23 protein-coding genes are annotated in these 26,597 nt (G+C 65.1%); 16 read left to right on the forward strand and 7 right to left on the reverse strand.

Features of this window, described 5'->3' with window-relative positions; translation table 11 throughout:
* Positions 1-63 precede the first annotated feature (63 nt).
* Complete coding sequence (thiE, locus tag KRR55_RS19280; RefSeq protein WP_217390938.1) at positions 64-744, forward strand: thiamine phosphate synthase; 681 nt, start codon at positions 64-66, stop codon at positions 742-744.
* Positions 745-876: 132 nt separating this feature from the next.
* Positions 877-3,264, forward strand: a complete 2,388-nt coding sequence (locus tag KRR55_RS19285; RefSeq protein ID WP_217390939.1) for an ATP-binding cassette domain-containing protein — start codon at positions 877-879, stop codon at positions 3,262-3,264.
* An 80-nt stretch (positions 3,265-3,344) separates the two neighbouring features.
* Here KRR55_RS19285 and KRR55_RS19290 read toward each other — a convergent pair whose 3' ends face one another.
* The 3 genes from KRR55_RS19290 to KRR55_RS19300 form a co-directional block, all read right to left on the reverse strand.
* The gene (locus tag KRR55_RS19290; RefSeq protein ID WP_217390940.1) at positions 3,345-3,578 is read right to left on the reverse strand and encodes a hypothetical protein; all 234 of its coding nucleotides are present in this window, start codon (positions 3,576-3,578) and stop codon (positions 3,345-3,347) included.
* 140 nt (positions 3,579-3,718) lie between these two features.
* Entirely contained in the window at positions 3,719-4,171 is a 453-nt protein-coding gene (locus KRR55_RS19295; RefSeq protein WP_336245171.1) for a MarR family winged helix-turn-helix transcriptional regulator, read from the reverse strand.
* Positions 4,172-4,209: 38 nt separating this feature from the next.
* Positions 4,210-4,755, reverse strand: coding sequence for a GNAT family N-acetyltransferase (locus KRR55_RS19300; RefSeq protein ID WP_217390942.1), 546 nt, complete (start codon positions 4,753-4,755; stop codon positions 4,210-4,212).
* Positions 4,756-4,873: 118 nt separating this feature from the next.
* Between KRR55_RS19300 and KRR55_RS19305 the strand changes: the two genes are divergently transcribed.
* From KRR55_RS19305 to KRR55_RS19335, 7 genes are all read left to right on the forward strand, one after another.
* The gene (locus KRR55_RS19305) at positions 4,874-6,097 is read left to right on the forward strand and encodes an acylneuraminate cytidylyltransferase (RefSeq protein ID WP_336245172.1); all 1,224 of its coding nucleotides are present in this window, start codon (positions 4,874-4,876) and stop codon (positions 6,095-6,097) included.
* An 85-nt stretch (positions 6,098-6,182) separates the two neighbouring features.
* Positions 6,183-7,076, forward strand: coding sequence for an N-acetylneuraminate synthase family protein (locus tag KRR55_RS19310; RefSeq protein WP_217390943.1), 894 nt, complete (start codon positions 6,183-6,185; stop codon positions 7,074-7,076).
* 129 nt (positions 7,077-7,205) lie between these two features.
* Complete coding sequence (locus KRR55_RS19315; RefSeq protein ID WP_217390944.1) at positions 7,206-8,231, forward strand: glycosyltransferase family 2 protein; 1,026 nt, start codon at positions 7,206-7,208, stop codon at positions 8,229-8,231.
* Complete coding sequence (locus KRR55_RS19320) at positions 8,228-9,592, forward strand: alpha-2,8-polysialyltransferase family protein (protein WP_217390945.1); 1,365 nt, start codon at positions 8,228-8,230, stop codon at positions 9,590-9,592. The genes KRR55_RS19315 and KRR55_RS19320 overlap by 4 nt, the downstream gene beginning before the upstream one ends.
* On the forward strand, positions 9,579-10,595 hold the full coding sequence (locus tag KRR55_RS19325; protein ID WP_254456428.1) for a hypothetical protein: 1,017 nt from the start codon (positions 9,579-9,581) through the stop codon (positions 10,593-10,595). Before KRR55_RS19320 ends, KRR55_RS19325 begins: the two co-directional genes overlap by 14 nt.
* Positions 10,592-11,824 carry a DUF6716 putative glycosyltransferase gene (locus KRR55_RS19330; protein ID WP_217390947.1) on the forward strand — a complete coding sequence of 411 codons (1,233 nt, stop codon included), beginning with the start codon at positions 10,592-10,594 and terminating at the stop codon, positions 11,822-11,824. The genes KRR55_RS19325 and KRR55_RS19330 overlap by 4 nt, the downstream gene beginning before the upstream one ends.
* Positions 11,825-11,953: 129 nt before the next feature.
* Entirely contained in the window at positions 11,954-13,033 is a 1,080-nt protein-coding gene (locus KRR55_RS19335) for an inositol-3-phosphate synthase (RefSeq protein ID WP_217390948.1), read from the forward strand.
* A 132-nt stretch (positions 13,034-13,165) separates the two neighbouring features.
* Here KRR55_RS19335 and KRR55_RS19340 read toward each other — a convergent pair whose 3' ends face one another.
* Positions 13,166-14,851, reverse strand: a complete 1,686-nt coding sequence (locus KRR55_RS19340) for a formate--tetrahydrofolate ligase (RefSeq protein WP_217390949.1) — start codon at positions 14,849-14,851, stop codon at positions 13,166-13,168.
* Positions 14,852-14,991: 140 nt separating this feature from the next.
* On the reverse strand, positions 14,992-16,302 hold the full coding sequence (locus tag KRR55_RS19345; RefSeq protein WP_217390950.1) for a hypothetical protein: 1,311 nt from the start codon (positions 16,300-16,302) through the stop codon (positions 14,992-14,994).
* A 349-nt stretch (positions 16,303-16,651) separates the two neighbouring features.
* Between KRR55_RS19345 and KRR55_RS19350 the strand changes: the two genes are divergently transcribed.
* A complete protein-coding gene (locus KRR55_RS19350) occupies positions 16,652-17,536 on the forward strand; it encodes a Cof-type HAD-IIB family hydrolase (protein WP_254456429.1) in 885 nt (294 codons plus the stop codon).
* 295 nt (positions 17,537-17,831) lie between these two features.
* Here the strand turns inward: KRR55_RS19350 and KRR55_RS19355 are convergent, their stop codons facing one another.
* The gene (locus KRR55_RS19355; protein ID WP_217390952.1) at positions 17,832-17,987 is read right to left on the reverse strand and encodes a hypothetical protein; all 156 of its coding nucleotides are present in this window, start codon (positions 17,985-17,987) and stop codon (positions 17,832-17,834) included.
* Between the two features lie 402 nt (positions 17,988-18,389).
* On the reverse strand, positions 18,390-19,829 hold the full coding sequence (locus KRR55_RS19360) for a CCA tRNA nucleotidyltransferase (RefSeq protein WP_217390953.1): 1,440 nt from the start codon (positions 19,827-19,829) through the stop codon (positions 18,390-18,392).
* A gap of 171 nt (positions 19,830-20,000) precedes the next feature.
* Between KRR55_RS19360 and KRR55_RS19365 the strand changes: the two genes are divergently transcribed.
* From KRR55_RS19365 to KRR55_RS19390, 6 genes are all read left to right on the forward strand, one after another.
* Entirely contained in the window at positions 20,001-20,546 is a 546-nt protein-coding gene (locus KRR55_RS19365; protein WP_217390954.1) for an NUDIX hydrolase, read from the forward strand.
* Complete coding sequence (murJ, locus tag KRR55_RS19370; protein WP_254456430.1) at positions 20,530-22,263, forward strand: murein biosynthesis integral membrane protein MurJ; 1,734 nt, start codon at positions 20,530-20,532, stop codon at positions 22,261-22,263. The genes KRR55_RS19365 and murJ overlap by 17 nt, the downstream gene beginning before the upstream one ends.
* Before the next feature lie 143 nt (positions 22,264-22,406).
* Positions 22,407-23,999: a hypothetical protein gene (locus KRR55_RS19375; RefSeq protein WP_217390956.1), complete on the forward strand. Its 1,593-nt coding sequence runs from the start codon at positions 22,407-22,409 to the stop codon at positions 23,997-23,999.
* 108 nt (positions 24,000-24,107) lie between these two features.
* A complete protein-coding gene (gene trxB / locus KRR55_RS19380) occupies positions 24,108-25,091 on the forward strand; it encodes a thioredoxin-disulfide reductase (RefSeq protein WP_217390957.1) in 984 nt (327 codons plus the stop codon).
* Positions 25,092-25,140: 49 nt separating this feature from the next.
* Positions 25,141-25,464, forward strand: coding sequence for a thioredoxin (gene trxA / locus KRR55_RS19385; protein WP_217390958.1), 324 nt, complete (start codon positions 25,141-25,143; stop codon positions 25,462-25,464).
* Positions 25,465-26,208: 744 nt separating this feature from the next.
* Positions 26,209-26,597 (forward strand): hypothetical protein (locus tag KRR55_RS19390; protein WP_217390959.1); only part of this gene is annotated, 389 nt, incomplete at its 3' end.

Below are 26,597 nucleotides of genomic sequence, written 5' to 3' on the forward strand. Positions count from 1 at the left end.
CGCAATCGGCGCCCTCTCAGCCAGCTTTCCTGGCTCCCGCGGTACTGAACTAGTCTATGAGACATGAGCCAGATCACCACCCAAGATGAAGCAGCCCCCGTCTTAAGCGCCCCGGGACTCGCCTCCGCGCGCCTGTACCTGTGCACCGATGCCCGCAGCGACCGAGGGGATTTCGCCGATTTCCTGCGTGCCGCCTACGCCGGCGGGGTGGACATCATCCAGCTGCGCGACAAGAACCTCGATGCCGGGCAGGAGCTCGAGCTGCTCCGGGTGCTGCGCGACGTGGCCGGGGAATTCGGCAAGTTGTGGTCGGTGAACGACCGCGCCGACCTCGCGATGCTCGCCGGCGCACCGGTGTTCCACGTGGGCCAGAAGGACCTGCCGCTGCCGGGCGTCCGGTCCTTGCTCGGCCCCTCGGCCATCGTGGGGCTTTCCAGCCACGACCCGGCGCAGATCACCGCGGCGGCCGCGGACCCGGACACCGACTACTTCTGCGTCGGCCCGCTGTGGGCGACCCCAACCAAGCCCGGGCGGGCGGCGGTCGGCCTGGAGATGGTGGAGCACGCCGCCGCCCTGCGCAGTTCCAAGCCGTGGTTCGCCATCGGCGGGATCGACCACTCCAACGTGGAGCAGGTCGTTGCCGCCGGCGCCTCGCGCATCGTGGTGGTGCGCGCAATCACCGATGCCGACGATCCGACCGAGGCGGCCCGCGCACTGCTTTCCAGGTTGCCGGAACTCGGCTGAGCGCTGCAGGGTCCGGCCGCGGGCAGGAATTGGCGCGGTTCAGCAGTTTTCAAGAAGCCCACGCCGGCACCGGGGAGATAGTGTGGGCACGGGAGTTCCGCCGACGCGGAAACGGCACGAAGGGGAAAAGCCATGACCAGCGAGATGACCACCAACAGGACCGCATCGGTGCACGCTGCCGACAGCCACGAGGTGATCCGCGTGCGCGGGGCACGGGTGAACAACCTCAAGGACATCAGCGTCGAGATCCCCAAGCGCCGCCTCACGGTGTTCACCGGGGTGTCCGGCTCGGGCAAGTCCTCGCTGGTCTTCGGCACCATCGCCGCCGAGTCCCAGCGCATGATCAACGAGACCTACTCCGCGTTCGTGCAGGGCTTCATGCCCACCCTGGCCCGCCCCGAGGTCGACACGCTCGAGGGCCTGACCACCGCGATCCTGGTGGACCAGGAACGCCTGGGCGCCAACCCGCGCTCCACCGTCGGGACCGTCACCGACGCCAACGCGATGCTGCGCATCGTCTACTCCCGGCTGGCGCAACCGCACATCGGTTCCCCGCAGGCCTACTCCTTCAACGTCCCCTCGGTTTCCGGGGCCGGCGCCGTCACCCTGGAAAAGGGCGGCAAGAAGATCAAGGAGAGGCGCAGCTTCTCCATCACCGGCGGCATGTGCCCGGGATGCGAGGGCCGCGGCAAGGTCAACGACTTCGACCTCACGGCACTCTTCGACGCCGAAAAGTCCCTGTCCGAGGGCGCGCTGACAGTTCCCGGGTACTCCATGGACGGCTGGTACGGGCGCATCTTCGCCGGATCCGGGTACTTCGACATGGACAAGAAGCTGAAAGACTTCTCGGCGCAGGAGCTCGATGACCTGCTCCACCGGGAACCGACCAAGATCAAGGTCGAGGGCATCAACCTCACCTATGAGGGACTGATCCCCAAGATGCAGAAGTCCTTCCTGACCAAGGACGTCGAGGCCATGCAGCCGCACATCCGTGCCTTCGTGGAGCGTGCCATCACCTTCATGCCCTGCCCCGCCTGCGGCGGGACGCGCCTGGCCGAGCACGCCCGGAACTCGAAGATCGCCGGGAAGTCCATCGCCGACGCCTGCGCCATGCAGATCAGCGACCTGGCCACCTGGGTGCGCGGGCTTCGCGAGCCATCGGTCGCCCCGCTGCTCGACGCCCTGGGCGACACCCTGGATTCCTTCGTCGACATCGGGCTGGGATACCTCTCCCTTGACCGCCCCTCGGGCACGCTTTCGGGCGGCGAGGCGCAGCGCACCAAGATGATCCGCCACCTGGGCTCCTCGCTCACCGACGTCACCTACGTCTTCGACGAGCCGACCATCGGGCTGCACCCGCACGACATCGACAAGATGAACGAATTGCTGCTTGCCCTGCGCGACAAGGGAAACACCGTGCTGGTCGTCGAGCACAAGCCGGAGGCGATCGCCATCGCCGACCACGTCGTTGACCTCGGCCCGAAGGCAGGGTCCGCCGGCGGGCAGATCATGTACGAGGGCACCGTGCAGGGCCTGCGCTCCAGCGACACCATTACCGGGCGCCACCTCGATGACCGGGCGACGCTGAGGGATTCCGTCCGCACGTCCACCTCGGCGCTCGAGGTGCGCGGCGCGAACACCAACAACCTGAAGAACGTCGATGTTGACATCCCCCTCGGCGTGCTCACGGTGCTCACCGGCGTCGCCGGGTCCGGCAAGAGCTCACTGGTCACCGGTTCGGTCGCCGGGCGCGAGGGCGTGGTCAGCATCGACCAGGGCGGCATCAAGGGCTCGCGGCGCTCCAACCCGGCCACCTACACCGGGCTGCTGGAGCCGATCCGCAAGGCGTTCGCGAAGGCCAACGGCGTGAAGCCGGCGCTGTTCAGCGCGAACTCCGAGGGCGCCTGCCCCACCTGCAACGGCGCCGGGGTCATCTACACCGACCTGGGCATGATGGCCGGGGTCTCCAGCACCTGCGAGGAGTGCGAGGGCAAGCGCTTCGACGCGATGGTGCTCGAGTACCACCTCGGCGGCAAGGACATCTCCGAGGTGCTGGCGATGTCGGTGGCGCAGGCCGAGGAGTTCTTCGCCGACGGCGAGGCCAAGCTTCCCGCGGCGCACAAGATCCTCACCCGGCTTTCCGACGTGGGCCTGGGCTACCTGAGCCTGGGCCAGCCGCTGACGACGCTCTCGGGCGGCGAGCGCCAGCGCCTGAAGCTGGCCACGCACCTGGGCGAGAAGGGCGGCATCCTGATCCTGGACGAGCCGACCACGGGCCTGCACCTGGCCGACGTCCAGCAGCTGCTGGGCCTGCTGGACAAGCTGGTGGAGTCGGGCAAGTCGGTCATTGTGATCGAGCACCACCAGGCGGTCATGGCCCATGCCGACTGGATCATCGACCTCGGCCCGGGCGCCGGCCACGACGGGGGAACCATAGTCTTCGAGGGCACGCCGGCCGCGCTGGTCGCCGACCGCTCCACGCTGACCGGCAAGCACCTGGCCACCTACATCGGGGCGTAGCCGCCCCGGGGCGGCCCGAATCGGCCGCGGGCGGTCACGTGGCCGGGGTGCACTTCACGCCGGTATGGTCACGTTCCGGACTAGCTGGTTGCGGCCGCGATGACCTCGTCGGGGGCCTGGGTTCCGGCGGCCTCATGGGCGCGCAACACGCGTCGGGCACGATCACGCTTCAGGCGTTCGCGCGGATCCCGGTGCGGAAGCTGGTCCGCCGGCCCGAGGACGGTGAATCCCAGGAATTGCAGGCGCCACAGGAAGCGGTAGGTGAGGCTCAAACCCGTGGTGTCTTCAACGATGGGCAATTTCTTGTCACTCATGGATTTCCAGTCTCTTTTGTGGGAGGCCAACTCGACGTGGCGGAGCGGCTCCGTGGTCGGGCTGTCTCCCACTAATTGTAGTCCAATGATTGGTGCACCAACCAATTGGCTGGAAGTGCCCGCGTCGAAAATGGAATGCCTTAGTGGGGGGCGTTTGAAGCGGCCTGAATGACCTTCTTCATCGTCTCGTGGAGGGCGGCCAGCTCCTCGCCGTCCATGTCGAGACGTCGCATCATCTCCCTGGGAACTTCGAGGGCCAGCTCACGGGCGCTCCTGCCCTTTTCGGTGAGCACGATTTCGAGTGTCCGCTCATCGGACGCGCTGCGGCTGCGCCGCACAAAGCCGAGCGCCTCAATCCGCTTGACCAGGGGTGAAAGCGTTCCGGGATCCAGCTGGAGCAGGTTGCTCAATCCCTTGATGGACAGGGGCTCGTGCTCCCAGAGGGTCAGCATGACCAGATATTGCGGATGGGTCAGGCCCAGCGGCTCGAGGACGGGCCGGTAGGCCGCGACCACGCTGCGCGATGCCAGGGACAACGCGAAACAAACCTGGTTTTCTAACGCCAACGGATCTGCCGGCGGTTTTTCGCTCACTTTTTTCCCTGCCTTGGTGGATTTGTTCGGTCCATCCATCATAGGGAGGGAATCCATGGGGCGTCGCGCAAGCCCCACTCCCGGGCGGAGAGTGCGAATCGGCGGTGCACACCGGTCACTCCCCTGAATTCTCCGATCGTTCCCGGACCGGTCTCGGTGAAACCCAGACCCCGCAGGATACCCATTGAACGTCGATTGCCCTCCAGCGCCTCGGCCCAGATGACCTTCAGCCCCAGTTCCCCGAAACCGTGGTCAAGGCCAGCGGCCGCTGCGCGGCGGCCTAGCCCCTGGCCCCAGCGGTCCCTCTCCCCGATCAGGAACCCCAATTCCCGAGTGTCCGGGGCCGTGCCATGCAGATCCACATAGCCAACCAGGATCCCCCCAACCTCGGCGCCCAGGCGCAGAAGCCCGGGCGGCGGCGAGGAGATGATTCGGTCCTGAAACTCGAGGTGCGCCTGGCGCCCCAGACTCGTCGACCACCCCGCCTCCCGGCAGAACTCCGGATCCCGCGCCCAGCCCGCGATGGACGGGGCATCGGCGGGAAGGAGACTCCTGAGCGACATGCAAACCTTAATCTCATCCATGGAAACAGTGTACTGACAAGGGATTATTCTCAATATCTTTGATTCGTTCCCGAGTTGTCGCCTCCCGTTAACCTAAATGCGGTCGGTTCGTTGACTTGCGTCGATAGCGTCTTTGGTTGTGAGGACGAACAGTGAAGCGAAGACCCTGGCCATCATCCCGGCCCGCGGGGGATCGAAGGGAATCCCGCTAAAAAACCTGCGCAGGATCGGCGGCCAAACCTTGTTGGCACGGGCCATTGAATCCGCGTTTGCCACGCCGTCAGTTCTCGACGTCGTGGTCAGCACGGACCACCCGGAGATCAAGGCAGAGGCGCTGGAACACGGCGCGACAGTGATCGACCGCCCGGCAGAGATCGCCGGTGACACAGCAAGCAGCGAGTCGGTGCTGTTGCACGCCCTGGGCACGCTGGACGTACTCCCCCAAATCACCATCTTCATCCAATGCACCTCGCCGGTCATCGACCCGGACGACCTGCAGGCTGCCATCAACACGGTCGCCAGCGGAGCAGCGGATGTCAGCTTTGCGGCGGTTCCCGACCACGGGTTCCACTGGAGCTGCGATGAAACGGGCGCTGCCCACGCCAGCGGACACGACGCCGCCCGGCGTCCGCGCCGACAGGACCGCGAACCGCGGTTCCGCGAAACCGGGGCGTTCTACGTCATGGACACCGCCGGATTCCTCGAGGCGGAGCATCGTTTCTTCGGCTCCCTGGCCCTGGCCCGGGTGCCGGAGGAGCACGGCATCGACATCGACACCGAGGCCGACCTGGAGTTGGCCGCCTGGCGACTGGCGAACGCCTCGCCCGTGACGGGGATCGACGTGGACGCGCTGGTCACCGACTTCGACGGCGTGCACACCGCCGACACCGCCTACCTCGGCCAGGACGGCAGTGAAGCGGTGCGCGTTTCCCGCTCCGACGGAATGGGCATCTCGCTGCTGAAGAAGGCCGGCATCCATCTGCTGATCCTGTCCACGGAAACCAACCCCGTGGTCACCGCCCGGGCCACCAAGCTCGGCGTGGAAGTTGCCCAGTCGGTCACCGACAAGGCGACAGTCCTGAACCAATGGATGGCCGAGCGCGGCCTGGATCCGGCACGCGTCGCCTACCTGGGCAACGACGTGAACGACCTTGACGCCATGCGCCAGGTCGGCTGGCCGATGACCGTGGCGGACGCCCGGGACTCGGTCCACGCCGCGGCCCGCCACCGCCTCTCGCGGCCCGGCGGCCTCGGAGCGGTGCGCGAGGCGGCCGACCTCATCCTGGCCGGCATCGCCACCCCAAACACCGTGGCGGCCCCCGCCGCGGCATCCGGCCCCTTGGAACCAACCCTGGTCCACTAGGTCCCACAGTTTTCCACCAATCCTCGCCGCGACCCTCACATAACCAACCCGAACGGTCCGGCAAACGATGAAAGGCAAGTCCCCCATGACTATCTCCACCACCGAAACCGCACCCGTCGCCATCGGCGAGCAGATCCTTGGCACCGGCCAGCAGGTCTACGTCATCGGCGAGATCGGCATCAACCACAACGGTGACATGGAGATCGCCAAGCAGCTCATCGACGTCTCCGCCAAGGCCGGCGCGAACGCCGTGAAGTTCCAGAAGCGCACCCCCGACATCTCCACCCCGATGGACATGCGCGACAAGATCCGCTCCACCCCGTGGGGCGACATGACCTACCTGGACTACCGCTACCGCGTCGAGTTCGATGCAGCGCAGTACAAGGAACTGATCCGCTACGCCGCCGCACAGGGCCTGCACGCCTTCGCCTCCCCGTGGGACGTCCCCTCGGTCGCATTCATGGAAGAGCAGGGCGCAGTGACCCACAAGGTCGCCTCCGCCTCGGTCACCGACATCGAGCTGCTCAAGGCCCTGGCCGAGACCGGCAAGCCGATCATCCTCTCCACCGGCATGTCCACCATCGAGCAGATCGACAAGGCCGTGGAGACCCTCGGCACCGACAAGCTCGTGATGATGCACGCAACCTCCACCTACCCGCTGCCTCCCGAAGAGGCCAACCTGCGCATGATCACCACGCTGCAGGAGCGCTACCAGGTTCCGGTCGGCTACTCGGGCCACGAGCGCGGCCTGCAGATCTCGCTGGCTGCCGTCGCCCTGGGCGCCGTCACCGTCGAGCGCCACATCACCCTTGACCGCACCATGTGGGGCTCCGACCAGGCCTCCTCGCTGGAGCCGAAGGGCTTCGAGGCACTGATCCGCGACATCCGCATCCTGGAGCAGGCCATGGGCGACGGCGTCAAGAAGGTCTTCCCGGGCGAGCTGGCACCGCTGTCCCGCCTGCGCCGCGTCGATGCCTAAGCTGTAGCATTCTTCGCATAGTTTCAGGACCGTTGGGGTGTCCGCCTTCCGGCGGGCACCCCAACGGCATTAGGTGGCCAAAGGCCGCCGACCGGCTTCCCCAGACTTAAGGACCACCCCGAGATCCCCATGCCTTCCACCACCGAGCTTCCCCCCGCCACGTCCCGCATCCCCGGGCGCATCAGCGTCATCATCCCCGCCATGAACCAGCAGGATTTCATTGGCGACACCCTGGCGTCCCTGGCCCGTCAACGACTGAAGGGGCGGGAGCTGGAAGTCCTGGTGGTCGATGACGGCTCCACCGATGCCACCGCGGCGATCGCCGCGGAGTTCGGCGCACGGATTCCCGGCCTGAAGATCATCACCCACCCGGCCAACCGCGGGGTGTCCGCCGCTCGCAACACCGGGCTCGAAGCCGCCAGCGGGGAATTCGTGGTGTTCCTGGATCCCGACGACTGGTTTGCCCCCAACCACCTGGCACAGCTGGCCGACGGGCTTGAGGCACTGGATGTGGACTACGTGCGCTGCGACCACGTGCGCGTCACCGGCGGGAACCGGACCCTGTACCGTGCGCCGCAGGCGAACCGGAACGTCGTGTTGGACCCGGCCGACGACATCTCGCCGATCCACACCGCGACCATGATCGACTACCCGCTGGTCTGGGCGGGCATGTACCGCGCCGAGGTGCTGAAGTCCGCTGCGCCGCGCTTCAACGAGGAGCTGCGCACCTGCGAGGACCGGCCCTGGTTCTGGTCGCTCGCCCTCAATGCGAAAAGCTACGCGGTGCTCAACGCCCACGGGATCTTCTACCGCCGCGGGCTGCCCGGCTCGCTCACACAGGTCTTCGACGACCGCCAGCTGGACTTCCTTGACGCCTTCGCCGGGATCCTGGACATGGTGCTGGGCGATCCGGCGCACGAGGCCCACGGGCCCAAGGCCCTGCGCCAGTTCCTCGCCATTTCCTGCCACCACCTGGGACGCTCTGCCCAGTTCCCTCCCGCCCTGCGCCAGTCCCTGCGCGCGGGCATTGCGGAGCGGCTCGCAACCATACCCCGGCCGCTGCTGGATGAGGGGTTGGCCCAAATCGACGCCAAGCGCCGCAAGGCATTGACCGGTCTGCTGCCCTCCGCCGCGGCCAAGGGGGAAAGCAAATGATCCAACTTATCCAGGCCTCCGCCTACTTCCAGGTCGTCTCGCTGGCGGCGATGGCGGATGCGGGCCTGCTCCCGGACGCCGACCGCCGCGTTCTGGTGCTGGTCAACGGCAGCCAGATGCCCGAAATCACCACCCCGCTGCGCGAGAACCCGGGATTCGAAGCGCTGGCCGCGCGCTTCGACGACGTGGTGGACCTGGGCGAGCTGCTGTGGCCGCGCCGCCCCGGGCAATTCAACCCACGGAACGAGGAGCTGCCGCTCTTCGAGAAGCTGCTGCGCCACCGCTGGGACCTTGGCGAGGAGCGGGTGTCCCTGGTGCTCGAATCGATTCAGGTCAATCCGGCCCAGGCACTGGCCCGGATCTTCTTCGATGCACCGATCTCGGTGCACTCGGACGGACTGATGTCCTACGGCCCCACACGCAACAAGCAGTCGATGCAGATGCTCCAGCGCCTGCGCGAGACCATCCACATCGACTTGGTCCCGGGCCTGGAGCCCATGCTGCTGCTCGAGGCCCCGGTGCAACGCAAGGTCCTGGGCCTCGAGTCGCTGGCCGCCGTCTTTGCCGAACTGGCAGCGGACCTGGATCCGGCCGAGCTGGACCTGCCCTCCGGCGCCGCCCTGGTGGTGGGCCAGTACCTGGGCTCGCTGGGCATCCTCGACGCGGCCACGGAACTCGAGCTGCACCACGGCATGCTGCTGGCCGCCCGCGAGGCCGGGGCATCGGAAGTGGTTTTCAAGCCGCACCCGAGTTCGGGGCCCACGGCCGCGCTGCAGCTGCGTGCCCGCGCCGAATCCCTCGACCTGGGGTTCCGGATCCTTCAGACCGACCTGCTGGCCGAAACCGTCATCACGCTCATGAAGCCGCTGGTGGTCATCTCCTGCTTCTCCACGGCACTGATCAGCGCCAAGTACATGCTCGGCACCCCCGTCATCGCCGTGGGCACCGGGGAGCTGCTGCAGGAACTGAGCCCCTACCAGAATTCCAACCGCATCCCCGTCTCGATCGTCGACGCCCTACTCGTCCAGAAGCTCCAAACGCCCGCGGAAGCGGGGCCGAACGACGAGCTCACGCCCCTGCTGCGCGCAGTCGCCTATTGCATGCAGTACCAGAACCTGCCCGGGCTGCGCGAGGAGGCAGCGGCGTTCCTGGCCGTGGACTACTCGCGATTTGCCGCGCACTTCAAGCGCCGCCGCCTGGCCGCCCTTGACCTGCCCCCGACCTGGGCCCACCCGACGCGGGCGAACCGCCGCCGCGCCTGGGCACGAAGCGTCAAGCGCCGTGCCCTGCGGGTCGGCTCCCGTTCACTGGAGAAATTGGCACGTAAGCTGCATGAGACCTCTACCCGTGTATCCCGCTGAATCAACCGTCGCACGTCCCCGCTTCGGCCATGCCGAGGTGTGGGTGGAATCCCCGCTGCAGCTGCTCTCCGCCATCGAGGCGCACGGGGCGGGGCTGCTGGGGACCACCAGCCGCATCCACCCGCGCGGGGGCACGACCACGCTTGACGCCACCCTGGCCACGCTCATCGCGCAGGCGCCGGCCGGCGTGCAGTTCGCGCCGGCCGGCGCGGCCCCTCCCGCCCCGGGTTCCGCCGGTGCCCGTCGCTGGGTGACCGGGGACGCGTATTCGGGACGCGTCCAGCGCGCCCTGCTGGGGCCCATCGCCGTGGAGGAAGTCGTGATCATCGACGACGGGCTGGCCACCCTGGGTCTCATCAAGGCGCTGGTCTCGACCGAGCCGACCTCCCTGGTGCGCCCGCGCTCCCGCCCGAACCCGGCACGCCGGGCGCTGGGCATCGCCACCTGGTACCGCCTGCGTGCCCTGGCCCGGGCCGGGCGCCTGCTGGTCTTCACCGCCCTCCCGGTGGATCCCGAGATCGCGCAGCGGTTCCTGGCCCTGGGCGGCCACCTGGAGGCGCACCGCTTCGAATGGCTGAACACCCAGCCGATGACCGAGCGGATCAACGAGCCCACCGTGGTGGTGGGCTCGGCCATGGCCGCCGACGGGCTCATCCACGCGGAGCCGTACTTCCGCTGGCTGGATTCGCTGACGCTCGACGAGCCAGTCGCCTACTTCCCGCACCGTCGCGAGTCGGGGAAGTTCCTCGCCCGGCTCGCGGAACACGAGAGGATCGTGGTGCGCGAGCACACCATCCCCATTGAGATGCGGCTGCGTTCCCTGCGCCGCGGCCAGATCGTCCGGGCGTTGCCGTCCACCGCACTGCCCTCCCTGCGGCTGTTACTGGGCCAGACCGGGGTGCGGATCATCGGCCAGCACATCCCCTCCGACTGGTGGAAGCCGGCCGCATCCCCAGAACTTCGTACCCACCTGTCCTCGTCCCTGGAGCTGTTGACACCATGAACACCCTTTCATTCAGGCCCAGCATCGTGGCGGTGGCCGACTCGGACTCGTACCTGAAGCTGGCCTGCACCACCCTTTCGGCCCTTGGGCCGGAGTGGGATTGCCGCGTGGTGCTGGTGCGCACCCCGATCGCCCCCACCGCCGAGCAGATTGCCGCCGCCACCGCCGGCACCTGCTTCGAGGCCCAGGACATCCCCGTGATTCCGCGCGCCGCGCTGAACTACGACTCGCTGGAGGAGCACATCATCTTTGCCGCTGCCACCGGACCGGTGGTCAGCGAGCTTTTCACCAAGCTGCTGCGTTCCAAGGCCAATGCGCCGCGCCCCGCGGCGCTGATCTCCGCGTTGCCCGGCGTCGCGTACCCCGCAACCACCAAGGGCTGGGCCTACAGGCGCAGCGCGGATGCGTTCATCGTGCATTCCCATGCCGAGGCCCGCGAATTCTCGCACCTGGCCGAGCAGGAAACCGGGCACTGCCCCGACATCCTGGTCTCGAAGCTTCCCTTCCTGAAGACCGCCGGATTCCCGCAGCCGGTGTCCGCGCCCATCGACACCGTGGTGTTTGCCTCCCAGGCCAAGGTCCCGATCCAGCGCGCGGAGCGCGAGGAGATCCTGCTGGCGCTGGAACGGGTGGCCCGGCTGAACCCGACCGTGCGCGTGCTCGTCAAGCTCAGGGCCCGGGCCGGGGAACCGCAGACCCACGCCGAGGCGCACCCCTTTGACACCCTCTGGGATGACCTGGTGGCAGCGGGGAAGGTCGGGGCCGGGCACGTGGAGTTCGTGACGGGGGCCATGGACCGGGTGCTGGTTCCGGGATCGGCCCTGCTCACCGTCTCCTCCACCGCGGCCCTGGAGGCGGTGGACCGCGGCCTGCCGGTGCTGGTGCTCACCGATTTCGGGCTCAACGACGAGATGCTCAACTCGGTCTTCCGCGGGTCGGGGCTGTTGGGGACGCTTGATGACGCGGCGGCATTGCACTTTTCTTTCGCGAATCGCGCGTGGCTGCGGGAAAACTACTTCCACCGCCGCGGCCCGGAATTTGTCTCGGCACTTTCCCACTACGCCCAGCGTGCCCAGAACCAGACGCTGACCACCTCGGACGAGCAACTGGCCATGGTCCGCGACGTCGCCTTCCGGCAGCGGGTACGCACATCCCTGCCGCGCCCGGCGCTCGATGCGCTGCTGCGGATCCGGCGCTGGTGGCTGCGCGAACGCGGCTCCCGGACCTGATCCGCTACCCCGCTTGTACCACTGAAGAAGCCCGTTGGGAATAACCGTCCCGCTTTCTCACTTAGCATTGTAGATGTGCTGGACGGTGGGCCTTCCCCTGCCCAGAAGTTTTGATTTTGAGGAGACAAGGTGTCGGAAAATCCGATTCGGGTTGCAATTGTTGGCGTAGGCAACTGCGCCACGTCATTGGTGCAAGGTGTTGAGTACTACCGTGACGCGGACCCGCAGGCCACGGTTCCCGGCCTGATGCACGTCCAGTTCGGCAAGTACCACGTCAATGACGTGCAATTCGTGGCGGCTTTCGACGTGGATGACAAGAAGGTCGGACTGGACCTGGCGGACGCAATCCACGCCTCCGAGAACAACACCATCAAGATCGCCGACGTCCCGACGTCGGGCATCACGGTGCAGCGCGGCCACACCCTCGACGGCCTGGGCAAGTACTACCGCGAGACGATCACCGAATCCTCCGCAGAGCCCGTGGACATGGTTGAGGCGCTGAAGGCCGCACAGGTCGACGTCCTGGTCTGCTACCTGCCGGTCGGCTCCGACGCCGCCGCAAAGTTCTACGCACAGGCATGCATCGACGCCGGCGTGGCCTTCGTCAACGCCCTGCCGGTGTTCATTGCCGGTACCAAGGAATGGGCCGACAAGTTCACCGCCGCCGGTGTCCCGATCGTCGGCGACGACATCAAGTCCCAGATCGGCGCCACCATCACCCACCGCGTGATGGCCAAGCTCTTTGAAGACCGCGGCGTCACCCTGGACCGCACCTACCAGCTCAATGTCGGCGGCAACATGGACTTCAAGAACATGCTCGAGCGCGACCGCCTGGAGTCCAAGAAGATCTCCAAGACCCAGGCCGTCACCTCCAACACCACCGCGGTGCTGGAAGCAGACGACGTGCACATTGGCCCGTCGGACTACGTCGCCTGGCTCGATGACCGCAAGTGGGCCTTCGTGCGCCTCGAAGGCCGCAACTTCGGCGATGCCCCGGTGTCGCTGGAATACAAGCTTGAGGTGTGGGACTCCCCGAACTCCGCAGGTGTCATCATCGATGCCGTGCGCGCCGCCAAGATCGCCCTGGACCGCGGCATCGGCGGACCGATTCTTTCGGCTTCCTCGTACTTCATGAAGTCGCCGCCGGAGCAGTACAACGACGACATCGCCAAGGAAAAGGTCGAGGCCTTCATCCGCGGAGAGGCCTAGGACTCAACGCCGCGCCCCGTGTACGGGGTGCGAACCGTCGAAGCCACCACGATTGCCCGTGGTGGCTTCGACGGTTAATCCCGGACCAAGAGGTCCCGGCGCCTTCCTGCGATCATTGCCGGGTCAGCGCGATTAGGACAAGCCGACGGCGCGCCCGTTTTCGTCAACATCCATGCGCATCGAGGCTGGAACCTTGGGCAGGCCCGGCATGGTCATGAGGGTTCCGGTGATCGCCACGATGAACCCGGCACCGGTCTTGGGGATGAGATCCCGCACGTGCAGCGTGAAACCCTCGGGAGCGCCCAGCAGCGTCGGGTCGTCGGAGAACGAGTACTGGGTCTTGGCCATGCACACCGGGAGGTTGTCCCAGCCGTTGTCATGGATTTGCTTGAGCATCCGCGTGGCAGCTGCCGAATATTCGACTCCGGCGCCTCCGTAGATCTCCCGCACGACCGTCTGGATCTTCTCCTCGACCGGACGATCCAGGTCGTAGAGCGGGGCGAAACTGTTCGGGGCCTCGATGGCCCGCAACACGGCGGCGGCCAGCTCACCGGCCCCTTCTCCCCCCTGTCCCCAGACATCCGCAACAGCGCATTCGATGCCGTTGGCGGCGGCCCATTCGGTGACAACCGCGATTTCTTCCTCGGTGTCCGCGGTGAACCTGTTGATGCCGATAACCGGCTGGACCCCGAATTTCCTGACGTTCTGGGCGTGCCGAACCAAATTGGCCATGCCATCGCGTACCGCTTCGACGTTTTCGCTCTTCAACGCGTCCTTGGCCACGCCGCCGTGCATCTTCAGAGCACGAATGGTTGCCACCAGGACCACCGCATCGGGGTTGCAGCCGGCATAGCGGGCCTTGATGTCCATGAACTTCTCGGCGCCCAAATCCGCCCCGAAGCCGGCCTCGGTGACCACGATGTCGGCCAGCGAACGGGCAGTATTGGTGGCGATGGCCGAGTTGCAGCCGTGGGCGATGTTGGCGAACGGTCCTCCGTGGATGAATGCCGGCGTTCCGGCCATGGTCTGGACGAGGTTGGGCTTGATGGCGTCCTTGAGCAGCATCGTCATGGCGCCGGCCGCCCCGAGGTCGTCCACGGTGACGGGGGTCTTGGCGTAGGTGTACCCGATCGTCATCCGGCCCAGACGCGTCCGCAGGTCATCGAGACCCGTCGCCAGACAGAAGACCGCCATGACTTCCGAGGCCACGGTGATCTCAAATCCCGTTTCGCGCGGAACGCCTTCGGTCGGGCCGCCAAGGCCGATCACGATGTTGCGCAAGGCTCGGTCGTTCATGTCCATGACGCGCTTGAAGGTGATCCGGCGCGGGTCAATGCCCAAGGCATTGCCCTGATGCAGATGGTTGTCGAGTAGCGCCATCAACAGGTTATTGGCGCTGGTGATGGCATGGAAGTCCCCGGTGAAATGCATGTTGATCTCATCCATGGGCAGGACCTGCGAGTAGCCGCCACCGGTGGCTCCGCCCTTCATGCCGAAGATCGGTCCCAGCGACGGTTCGCGCAGGGCGATCATCGTCTTGGCGCCGGCGGCCGCAAGGGCATCCCCCAGACCCACCGTGACGGTGGATTTCCCCTCCCCGGCGGGCGTTGGGGATAATCCGCTGACCAAGACCACTTTTCCGAGTTTCGCGCCGCGTGCCCTCAGGCGTGCCGGATCGATCTTGGCCTTGTAGCGACCGTAGGCCTCAACCGCGTCGTCCGGAATCCCTGCCGATGCGGCGATCTCGGAAATTGGCTTGAGCACGGCCCGCGAAGCAATCGCTAGATCACTCATGTCGGCTTCCGGCATCGCTGTCATCGTGTGTCCCCTATCTGGATTCCCGGTGGCGGGGTGATTGAGGACGTCCAAGGAGTCTGGCCGTCCTCGCTACACCTTCAAGCTATCACCGCATCAGCGGAACAAGGTGAAGCCCGGGCCCGTGACCGGCAGGTCTCTACCTAGGGATCCACCGGAAAGGCAGCCACCGCTCCGGCAAAGCCCAGGACCACATGGCTTTCACCGGAATCCTGTGCCTGGAGCGCTCCGGCACTGACACCTCTGGCTTTCTTGCCGCCTGCCGCGCAGGGGTAGAGCAATGTCCCGCCGTTGCCATCCTCGGGCTTGGTGTACTTGGCATCCTTGGTGCACAAGAAGCGTTCCCCGGCGGCGACATTGATGGTCTTGCCGGTACGGGTGTCTAGCAACGTCGGCGTCTCTTCCGCGGCCAGGAACAGGCTTGCGCCGCCGTCATCGGGTGCGTGGGCGACATTCAGGTCGGCAGTCCTTGGGTAGCTCCTGGTTTTCCAGATAACCTTCCCGGTTCTCGGGTCGAACCCCTCCAAATGGACTTTGACATTCTCGAATCTACTCTTGGTTCCCTTGGCTTCCTTAAATCTTCCGGAGTCAAAGACGCATCTCACCGGATAGGATTTTCCCTCCTCCAGCACAGTCTGTTTCCGGCCCATGGGTGGCAGGCAGTAAGTTGCTGCCCCCTTGGCCTTCCACAGGGTTTTTCCGTTTCCGGCATCTATGCCGAACATCATTTCCTGGCGGAAGTCCGTATCGCGGGCGACGATATTTCCGTTGCTGTCCTTGGTTTCCTTGTGTTCCCGGCCGATCCAGCCGGAGTAGATTCCGAGCTTTTCCGAGTAGTCAACGTTCCAGCCCTGACCGGGTGTGTAGCCCGGTCCCATGGCCTTGGTCAGGGAGACTCCCCACACTTTCTTGTTTCCCTTGAGCCGCAGGAGGTTGCTCGTGTTTCCGATGTAGTGCCCGTAGAGTTCCCCGCCACTGATTGGGAAGATGGAATCCCCCAACTTGTATTGCGGCGTGAGGGTTCGCTGGGTTCCACGGTCGAGGTCGACACGCATCCGCTGCTCGTCATTGTTGTAGGGGTTGATCGAGAGATAGCACATGTCCTTGCTGTCTGGACAGGAGGACGGTCGGGACCTGATCACTTGCGCGGGCCCCTTGTAGACGACCTTGCCCGAGGCGATGTCCACGGCCACCGGCTTGGTCCAGACGTCTCCGCTCCAGCCATCGCGTGGTTTCGATTCCTCCAGGAAGAGCGCCACGTCCTTCCCCTTGGCCGTCTTGCTCAGTTCCACCACCATGTTGACGCCGCTGGGTACCCAACCCGGGACAACGCTGACGCCCCAGAGTTTCTTGCCGGTGGTTTCCTTCAGCCCCACCAGCTGCAGCCCTTTGGCCCCTTCGGAAAGCACGACCGCCACCCCGTTGGCCACCCGGGGGCGGTCCAAGACCTTCATCTTCACGCTCCATGAGGGCTCGACCATCTGGGTTCGGCGTTTGGCTGGTTCCGCCGCCGCGTCGACCGCAGGTGAAGCGGGCGCCAAGGCCTCCGTTCCCGAAATTGCTCCACCGGCCGATTCCGGTCCCTGCGTGCAGGAACCAATCATCAGCCCAACACAACACAGCCCGACTGCAACGGCATATTTCCGTTTTCCCTTGTCCATGCCCTCATCCTAGGAATTGCGCTCATGTGATTGACCGGTGTCGGTAAATTTGTGGATAACTCCTGTGCGAGCGGGCCATGCCCTTGGGGCGACAGGGTTCGACGTTTCCGTCCCTTCCCCGCGCAGTGGGAGAATGGAAGTCATGTCCTCAACTCCCCCATTTGCCTTGCTTCTCGATGTCGACGGTCCCATCGCATCCCCGGTGACCCGCGATGTCGCACCGGAGATCATCTCCTTGCTCCTGGAACTCGCCGTCTCGGCAATCCCCGTTGTCTTCAACACCGGGCGTTCCGACGAGTTCATCAAGCGCCAGGTGATGGGACCCATGATCACGGCGGGCATGCCGGAAAACCTTAAAATCCATGCCATCTGTGAAAAGGGGGCCACATGGTTCACCTTTGATTCAACCGGTGCGGGGGAAGTCCACATCGACCACGGGCTTGCTGTCCCTGGGCACTACTCGGATGAAATTCGAGAGCTGGTGGCCTCCAATTTCGACGACCACATGTTCTTCGACGAGACCAAACGCGCCATGGTTTCGGTGGAACAAAACATCGATGCAGCGAACCATGAATACCGGCGCGCCCAAGAGCAATTCGATTCGGCCGCCATGGATGCGATGGTCCGCAGTGGCCTGGGCGTTGAACGACTGGAGGTGAGCCAACCGGATGCGAATGAGGAAATCTCCTACCGGGTGGATCCGACCATCATCTCCACGGACATTGAGTCGGTGGAGCTGGGCAAGGACCTCGGCGCCAGACGCACCCTCGAGCTGTTGGCGTCGGATGGCATCTTCCCCGCAGAGTGGTTCACGGTTGGTGATTCCCGCACCGACTACGCCATGGCCGACTGGCTAGCGCAAAACGGGCACCGGGTCAGCCACGTCGACGTGCGCCCGGGCGACGGCATTCCTGCAGGGAAACCCTACCCGGTGCTCACCGCGCGGGACCTGGGTCTGGGACAGGACATCATCCACGACCATGCAGGATTGGCATTCCTCCGCCATTGGCGCGCCCAGCTCGGCTGAGCGGCCACCTGCTTCCGAGTGCCAAGTGGCAGGAACCCATGTTAACCGGCAAAGCCCGCCGGTGAAGCCGGCGGGCTTTGCACTGTGGGTTACATACTCGTTCATGGTCATGCTCCTAGGTGAGTGAGTGACTTGCATTCCGGACCAGGCTTTGTGGAGAGCTGGTCCTAATTCACTCACCGCACGCGGAAGATCATGTCCATCGGAAGGTGGTGACGTAGTTCGCGATCCCGTGCATCGGGGTTGAACTGCGTCTGAAGCCAAGACTTGTTCTTTGGCTTACGGCCTTTTGCATTCACGGTGTTTTCCTCCCCTCAACGGTATTGGAGGAGCGAAATGTGGCCTGTTCCATGGGCCGCGTGGTGCGGGCATGCAGCGCTTCGGGACCGGTGAAGATCAGTTCAGCGGAGCGAGCAGCCTGGGTGGAGATCGATGAGATCTGGCTAGACATGGTGAAAGTTCCTCAAGGATTTGGTCGATTAATGACTCATCAGCCTCGGGAACTTTGAAAAGCTAGGGAAGTACTAGCAGGGCGCCGTTCCGGAGGCGGGGGAAGTGGTTCGCGCGGTAGAGCCAGCGAAGCCATGACGGGGCACATAGAAGCCGCCGAAATTCATTGAAATAATCATCATTCCCACCTCCTTTTCTGGAAGAACATGCCAGAGGATCCTGGCGCCAATATTGTCTGGCGGATCTCGATGTCTCATTGAGACTTCTCAATCACAGGTTCCACGATACACACAGCCAACAGGTTAAGCCACTCATTTTTCAAAAACTTTTAAAAGAGAATCCTTGCCTCGGCGTGTTGTGTGCGACACGCCGAAACAAGGATCAATTTTGATGCCGGCCGGGACTACTGCTCTGTTGACTCCGGCTGCTGATCCCACCACTGGCGAAGCACGGTGATTGCCTCGCTCTCGTCGATCGGGCCATTGTCCAGACGGCGTTCGAGAAGGAAGTTGTAGGCACGTCCCACGACGGGTCCGGGCTTGATCTGAAGGATCTCCATGATCTGCTGCCCGTTGAGGTCCGGCCGCACGGCCTCCATTTCCTCTTTTTCGCTGATCTCGGCAATGCGGGCCTCGAGGTCGTCATAGGCGAAACTGAGCCGGTCTGCCTTCTTGCGGTTACGTGTCGTGACATCCGATCGCGTCAAGCGATGCAGCCGCTGCAACAAATCCCCTGCGTCGTGCACGTAGCGGCGCACCGCCGAGTCGCTCCAGCCTGCATCCCCGTAGCCGTAGAAGCGCATGTGCAGCTCCACCAGGCGGGCAACCGCCTTGGTGGTGTCGTTGTCGAAACGCAGGGCGCGCATGCGGGCCTTGACCTGCTTGGCGCCGACGACGTCGTGGTGGCGGAAGCTGACGGCCCCGTTGGGTTCGAACTTCCGCGTCGCCGGCTTGCCGATGTCGTGCATCAGGGCGGCGAAGCGCAAGACGAAGTCCGGTCCCGGCACCGGGCCGTCCACGTCGGATTCAAGTTCCATGGCCTGTTCCAGCACCGTCAAGGAGTGCTGGTAGACGTCCTTGTGCCGGTGGTGCTCATCAAGCTCCAGACGCAGCGCTGAAACCTCCGGGATCACGATGTCCGCCAGTCCGGTGTCTACCAGCAGATCGATGCCCGCGCGCGGGTCGGCACCGTTGATCAGCTTCACCAGTTCGTCCCTGACGCGTTCGGCGGAAATGATTTGGATCCGCTCAGCCATTTCCTTCATGGCACCCCTGACATCTTCCGCCACCCCGATCCCCAGTTGGGAAGCGAATCGCGCGGCGCGCATCATCCGCAGCGGGTCATCGGAGAAGGACATCGACGGTGCCCCCGGCGTGCGAACCTCACCCTCGGCCAGATCGGCGGCGCCGTTGTAGGGATCAACCAGCTCCAGGCTCGGCAGGCGCAGCGCCATCGCGTTCATGGTGAAGTCGCGGCGGTAGAGATCGTCCTCCAGCTTGTCGCCGAAGGCCACGATGGGCTTGCGCGAGGAAGGGTCGTACGCATCGGCCCGGTAGGTGGTCACCTCGATGGTGTGCTCGCCCTTGCGCAGGGCAATGGTGCCGAAATCGCGTCCCACTTCCCAGGTTGCATCGGCCCATCCGGCCACCGCAGCAAGGGTTTCGTCCGGGGACGCGCTGGTGGTGAAGTCCAAATCCGGGGATACCCGGCCCAGGAAGAGGTCGCGCACCGGGCCCCCCACCAGGGAGAGTTCGAAACCGGAATCGACAAACCGCTGCCCCAGCTCAAAGATGACGGGAGGCAAAATTTCGGTGAGGACCTGTGGGGACGGTAGCTGCTGCATAGTTCTTTAAGGGTGCCAGACTTTCTGGATAGTGCCATGTTCCCGGTCGCCCCGATTAGACGTTAGCTTCCACACGCTGGGTGGCCGCGTCCGCGCACCGAAGATTGGATATCACGCGCCGAGCGGGCGGGGCAAGCCACGATGCGACGCAAAACCGATAGAGTGGTTGCCATGGCCCATCCAGTTCCCAGCGCCCCGAAGCGCACGCCGTTGACTGCGTCAATGGCGCATGCGCAGGCGCAGGTGAGCACCGGCCACCACCCGTTGCCCACCGTGGAGGAAATTTCGGCAGGCGGCGTCGTCATCGACACGTCGCTTCCCAGCCTGCCGGTGGCCATCATCGCCAGATACAACCGCGGCGGACGCCTTGAATGGTGCCTGCCCAAGGGCCACCCGGAAGGCACGGAAACCAACGAAGAGGCGGCCGTCCGCGAGATCGAGGAAGAAACCGGGATCGCCGGCGACATCCTGGTTCCACTGGGTTCGGTCGATTACTGGTTCACCGTCACCAATTACCGCGTCCACAAGACCGTGCACCATTTCTTGCTGCGTGCCACGGGCGGCGAGCTGACCATCGAAAACGACCCGGACCACGAAGCCGTGGACGTGGCGTGGGTCCCGCTGCTTGATCTCGGCAAGCGCCTGTCCTTCCCCAATGAGCGGCGCATCGCCGACCTTGCGCGTGAAGTACTCCCCAACTATGTCCCAGGTATCTAAACACCCCGCGCGCCCCAGCACGCCTCCCAAGACCCCGCAGGCCACCGCCCCGCAGCAATCGCGCAGCCACTCCAAGGCCTATGCGCTGATGGCCTCGGGCACCATGGTCTCCCGTGTGCTCGGATTCATCCGCACCGCGCTGCTGGCAGTTGCCATCGGCTCGAGCACCACGATGGCCGACATCTTCGAGAAGGCGAACGTCATTCCGACGATCATCTTCATGCTGCTGGCCGGCGGCATCTTCAACGTGGTGCTGGTCCCCCAGCTCATCAAGGCCTCAAAGGCCTCCGACCGCGGATCCGCGTACACCTCCAAGCTCGTGACCCTCACCATCGTGGTCATGGGCCTCGCCACGGTGCTGCTGGTTTCCATGGCCGGACCGTTGATCAAGGTGCTGACCTTGAACTGGACCGCGCCAATGATCGCGATGGGCACCACGTTCGCGTATTGGTGCCTGCCACAGATCTTCTTCTACGGCGTCTACGCGGTCATCGGGCAGGTGCTCAACGCCCACAACCGCTTCGGCGCCTACATGTGGGCACCGGTCGCCAACAACTTGGTGCAGATCTGCACCATCGGCACGTTCATCGTGCTCTTTGGTGCCTACGGCGGCGGCAACGACCAGCTGGACACCTGGACCTCCGAGCAGACGGTGCTGCTCGCGGGAGGTGCCACGCTGGGCATCGCGGTCCAGGCCCTGGCCCTGTTCTGGCCGTTGCGCCGGATTGGCCTGAACCTGCGCCCTGACTTCGCCTGGCGCGGCATGGGCCTGAGGCACGTGGGCAAGCTGGCCGCCTGGACGCTGGGCTCGATGATGGTCGGAAACATCGCCTCGCTGATCAATTCCAAGTTCGTCTCGGCCGCGTCCCCTGCGCGTCTGCTGCTGGCCGACGGCGGGGCATCGGTTCCAGGCGAGCAGGCGTTGAACACCTCCCAGCTGATCACCGTGTTGCCCCACTCCATCTTCGCCCTCACCCTGGCCACGATGCTCTTCAACGAGTTCACCAAGGCCTTCCACGAGAAGCGGCGCGGGGACATTGCGCCGTTGCTGTCCCGCGGGCTGCGCACCAGCGCCGTGCCCATTGTCTTTGCCACGGTGGCCTTCATCGTGCTCGCGGGACCGCTGGGCCGGCTGTTTGCCGGCAGCTCGTCCAGCGCGATGTTGCAGGGCGCCGCCATCGGGCAGCTGCTGCTGCTCACGACGCTCGGACTGCCGTTCAAGTCCATCCATTTCTTCATGATCAGGGTCTTCTTTGCCGAGGAAGACACCAAGACCCCCATGCTGATCCAGACCGTCATCGCCGGCCTGTGCGTGGTGCTGGCCTTCGGTGCGGTGCAGGTCCTGCCCGCAACGGAAATTGCGCGGGCGGTGGCACTGATCTACGGGGCGACCAATGTGCTCTCCGCCGTGATTGCCCACTTCCTCATCGTGCGCCGCTATGGCGACTACGGCAGCGGCAGGGTCGCTGACACTTACGTCCGGATCGGCGTGATGGCTGCCATTTCCGGCGCCGTGGGGGCCGGGGTGCTGTGGTTGCTGGGCGGCTACGACTGGGGATTCGCATGGAGTTCCATCGGTGCCGCGGTTATCTCGATTGCCGTCGTCGGCTCCGTGATGGCCGTGGTCTACATCATTTTGCTGCGCCTGATCCGCGCGGAAGAGCTGGATGACTTCCTGGGCCCGCTGGCCCGTCGGATCCCCGCATTGCGGCGGTAAATAGCGTCCCGGGCACCCGCAAGGCGCCCGGCGCGCGCCCGACATCGCCCCCGGACTTCGCGAAATCCTTGGCCCATCCCGGTAACATGGAACGGGGCACCCATGAGGGTGCCGGCAACGCAAAGTAATCCCGGGAGGGAATCGTGTCGCAGCCCATCGACGCCGGAGCCATGCTTGGCGGCCGCTACCAGGTCACCGAATCGGTCTTGACCTCGGCTGACGGAGACCAGGTCCTCAGTGGCATCGATCAGGTGCTCAACCGACCTGTGAGCATCCTCGTCGGTTCCACGACCAATGCCTCGCAGCTGGCCACCAGTGCGCGAGAAATTGCCACCGGTGAACGCTACGCCGCGGTACAGGTCCTGGACCTGGGAATTTCCGAGGGCAACACCTACCTGGTGACCAACCTTGCCGAGCCCGCAGACCTCCTGGACCTCGTGGTCCAGGTCGATGCCACCTACGTCGAGCCGTTCTATACCGACACCCTGGGCACCGAGATCTTCGGCGTGACCCGTTCAAAGGAACCGGCAAGCTACGAGGACGACGCCGAATACTACGAGGACCAGCGCGCCCAGGAAGAGCAGCGTCCGTCCATGCTCGACAGGCTGCCGGAGATCAGCCTCAACGAGAAGCTGAACAGCTTCAAGGGCCGTTTCGCCCGCGGCAAGCAGGCACCGCCGTCTGTCCCGCCCGTCCCCCCTGCTGCATCGGTGGGATCGAGCACGGAGCAGGCCCCGGCCGTTTCGGCGTCCTCGCCCTCCGTTCCTGCCCCGGTGGTGCCCTCCCCCGCGCCGGTACAACGCGATTCCCCGGCCGCGACCCAGGCAACCCCCACCACTCCTCCGGCTCCCACGGCACCGCCGGCCGTCAGGCCCGCTCCCAAGGTCACCCGGATGGAAACGGCGGACCACACCGATGAACCCGTCGTGACCTCGGCTGCGGCCCTGGCCGCGGCACAGAAGTCCCGTGGCATCACCGTCGACGAATCCGGCCAGCGCGTCGCCTCGAGCTTCCCGGTGGCGGCCCAGTCCTATGCGGAACCGCAGCCCGACGACTACGACGAGGACGAGGAAGCCGGCGAGGGCGGAAAGAAGACCATGCGCCTGCTCGTGGGTGCACTGCTGTGCGCGGTGCTTGTCCTTGCCGTCGTCTTCGCCTACAACGCGTTGGGTGGCCGCACGCCGGCACCGGTGGCCAGCAGCGCCCCCACACAGAGCGCCGCCGAGTCCGGCAGCGCGCAGGCCTCGGAGACGCCGAGCGCCGCACCGGTGAAACCCGTGGTCGCCGACCTCTCGCGCATGGTCCCGGGAAACCAGGACCTCAACGCGGACACTGACAGCACGCTGGCCAAGGCCATCGACGGCAACCCGGCAAGCCTCTACAAGTCCTACTCCTACACCTCCCCCCAGTTCGGCGGGCTGGCGGCGAACATGGTGTTCATCGCCGAGCTGGAGGAGCTTTCCGACGTGTCGGAGATCCAGCTTGAGGGCCTGAACGGCACCGGCGGATCCTTCGAGCTGCGGGTGGGCAAGACGGACGACCTCTCCGATGCCAAGCTGGTTTCCAGCGGTTCCTTCACCGGACCCACCGTCACCGTCCCGGTCAGCGACGAGGAAGGTGCGGCTGCCAAGGGGCAATACGTATTCCTGAACGTCACCGAACTGCCTCGCCGTGCCTCGGGCGCCAATCCCTCCCGCCCCTACGGCCTGCAAATCGGAGAGTTCCGCGTCTCCTAGCCCACCCGGCCGGGAATACCAACACGGCATTTGCTGTTATGCCGGACAGTCCCCTCTTACCCGCGGCGTGTTTGAAACCAGCCCGCACTCACGAAAGGTCCTCCACCCGTGGCCACAGAAGCACCAGATGCCATCCGCAACGTCATCATCATCGGTTCCGGCCCCGCCGGCTACACCGCGGCCGTCTACACGGCACGGGCGAACCTCCAGCCACTGGTCATCGCCGGCTCGGTGACCGCCGGCGGCGAGCTCATGAACACCACCGACGTGGAAAACTTCCCGGGCTTCCCCGAGGGCATCATGGGCCCGGACCTCATGGACAACATGCAGAAGCAGGCCGAGCGCTTCGGCGCCGAGATCCTCTTCGACGACGTCACCGCCGTCGAGCTGGGCGGCGATGTCAAGGTCGTCACCCTGGGCGACGGCACCGTGTACCGCGCCCACGCCGTGATCCTGTCCACCGGTTCCGCCTACCGCGAGATCGGTCTGCCCGACGAGAAGCGCCTGGCCGGTCACGGCGTCTCCTGGTGCGCAACCTGCGACGGCTTCTTCTTCCGCGAACAGGAAATCGCCGTCATCGGCGGCGGCGACTCCGCGATGGAGGAGGCCCTTTTCCTGACCAAGTTCGCCTCCAAGGTCACCGTGGTCCACCGCCGCGACACCCTGCGCGCCTCCAAGATCATGGCCGACCGCGCCCTGGCCCACCCGAAGATCGAATTCATCTGGGATTCCGAGGTCGTCGGCATCACCGGCGAGCAGAAGGTCACCGGCATGACCCTGCGCAACCTCAAGACCGACGCCCGCCAGGACGTCCCGGTCACCGGCATGTTCGTGGCGATCGGCAACGACCCCCGCACCGACCTGATCAAGGACGTCCTGGACCTGACCGCCGAGGGCACCATTGCCGTCGAGGGCCGCACCTCCAAGACCAGCCTCCCCGGCGTCTTCGCCGCCGGCGACGTCATCGACGCCTCCTACCGCCAGGCCATCACAGCGGCCGGCTCCGGCTGTGCCGCGGCCTTGGACGTCGAGCACTACCTGGCCGATGTGCAGGCCAACGCGGCCGCGCAGGCCGTCCCCGTTTCCCACTAGACCGACCCTTCCCGTCCCGGGAAGAAACCACTTACGAAAGGTGCAGGCCATGAGCCAGACCAAAGACGTCACCGACGCAACGTTCCAGGCAGATGTCCTCGAGGCCGACAAGCCCGTCATCGTGGACTTCTGGGCCGAATGGTGCGGCCCCTGCCGCCAGCTGACCCCGATCCTCGAACAGATCGCCGCCGAGCACGCCGAGAAAGTCGACGTGGTCAAGGTCAACGTCGATGACAACCCGGCCATCGCCGCCAAGTACGGCATCACCAGCATTCCCGCCGTCTACGTCTTCCAGGGCGGCGAACACGTCGCCACCTCCATCGGCGCCAAGCCGAAGCCGGTCCTGGAAAAGGAATTCGCCGCGTACCTCTAACACGCGCCCGCGATTTCACCAGCTCGGTGCATCCGTCCCTCGGGACGGATGCACCGAGCTTTTTAAGCCCTACCCGGGGTCCATGCTCCTAAACAGTGGCGTAGGACGTCTTCTGGCAGCATTCACCACGACAAACAACGAAAATTGTTTGTTTACGTAATCCAAGGTTAGAACTTGTCCGCCGCCGCACTGATGCACCGCTTGGGCCCCACAAATGCCTCGAAAGCCTGCAGTGCCAGTCCGGAGATCTCCAAGCCCACTGCACAGCACGGTTGTCCACACCCTGGTGGGCGCGGTCGGGCAACTGCAGTGGGATTCAATCGCCGGCCCCCGATTGTTGTCACCCGGCAAGCGGCCATGCCGGTGCGTTCTCACCGGCATGGAGTGTGTCCAAGCCGAGTGCGGTTCGCAGTTTCCAGTCTCCACTCTTCTTCAGGGTGCTGGCGGTTGCTGCCCAGGAATCTCTGCGTGCTCCGCCGGTCCGGCCCATCCGCTCTGGCCTTCCACCCACATGGCCGGTCCGGAAGCGGCATGCCTCCACCTCACTTCGATTTGGGCACAGCGGTGAATTGCAACGACATCGGCATTCCCGTTCAGAATCATCTAGCTCTGTTCTCTGCCTATTGATCGAGGCACCAGGTTCCGGCACTTACATTTTTCGCCTCGGACGCGCGGGCAGGCCGACGCCCTGTCCGTAGTGCAGGCTGAGATCAGGTCCAGCCGGCCCTTGTCTTTCACTTTTGCATGACCACGATTCCTTGGGAGCAGGATGTATCCAACGCCACCTTCGCCAAGACTGCATCCATTTCACGTGCGGCCGACTATGCATTTCCACCGCTGCAAGCACTGCATGTGTTCCGCAGAATCGGATTCACCCGGCATCAGGATCGAAGGCCTCGGGCCGAGGGCCTTGAATTTCGTTGGGGGAAGCTTTTGCCTTTTATCCCCTATGCAAGCACCGCCCGGGTGGTTCTGGAACCAACAAATGCCCTACGCCAGGCTTCCAAACCTCCACGCGGTCTGCCGCGAGCAGGAGTGGCGCGATGCATGGCTGCCGGACTTTCGGAGTTGCGCAGCTTGAGAGCAACCAGTTCCCGGATCCAGCCGCCGGACACTGCCCTTTGTCGGTCAGC

Source organism: Paeniglutamicibacter quisquiliarum, assembly GCF_019084045.1.
Lineage (GTDB): Bacteria > Actinomycetota > Actinomycetes > Actinomycetales > Micrococcaceae > Paeniglutamicibacter > Paeniglutamicibacter quisquiliarum.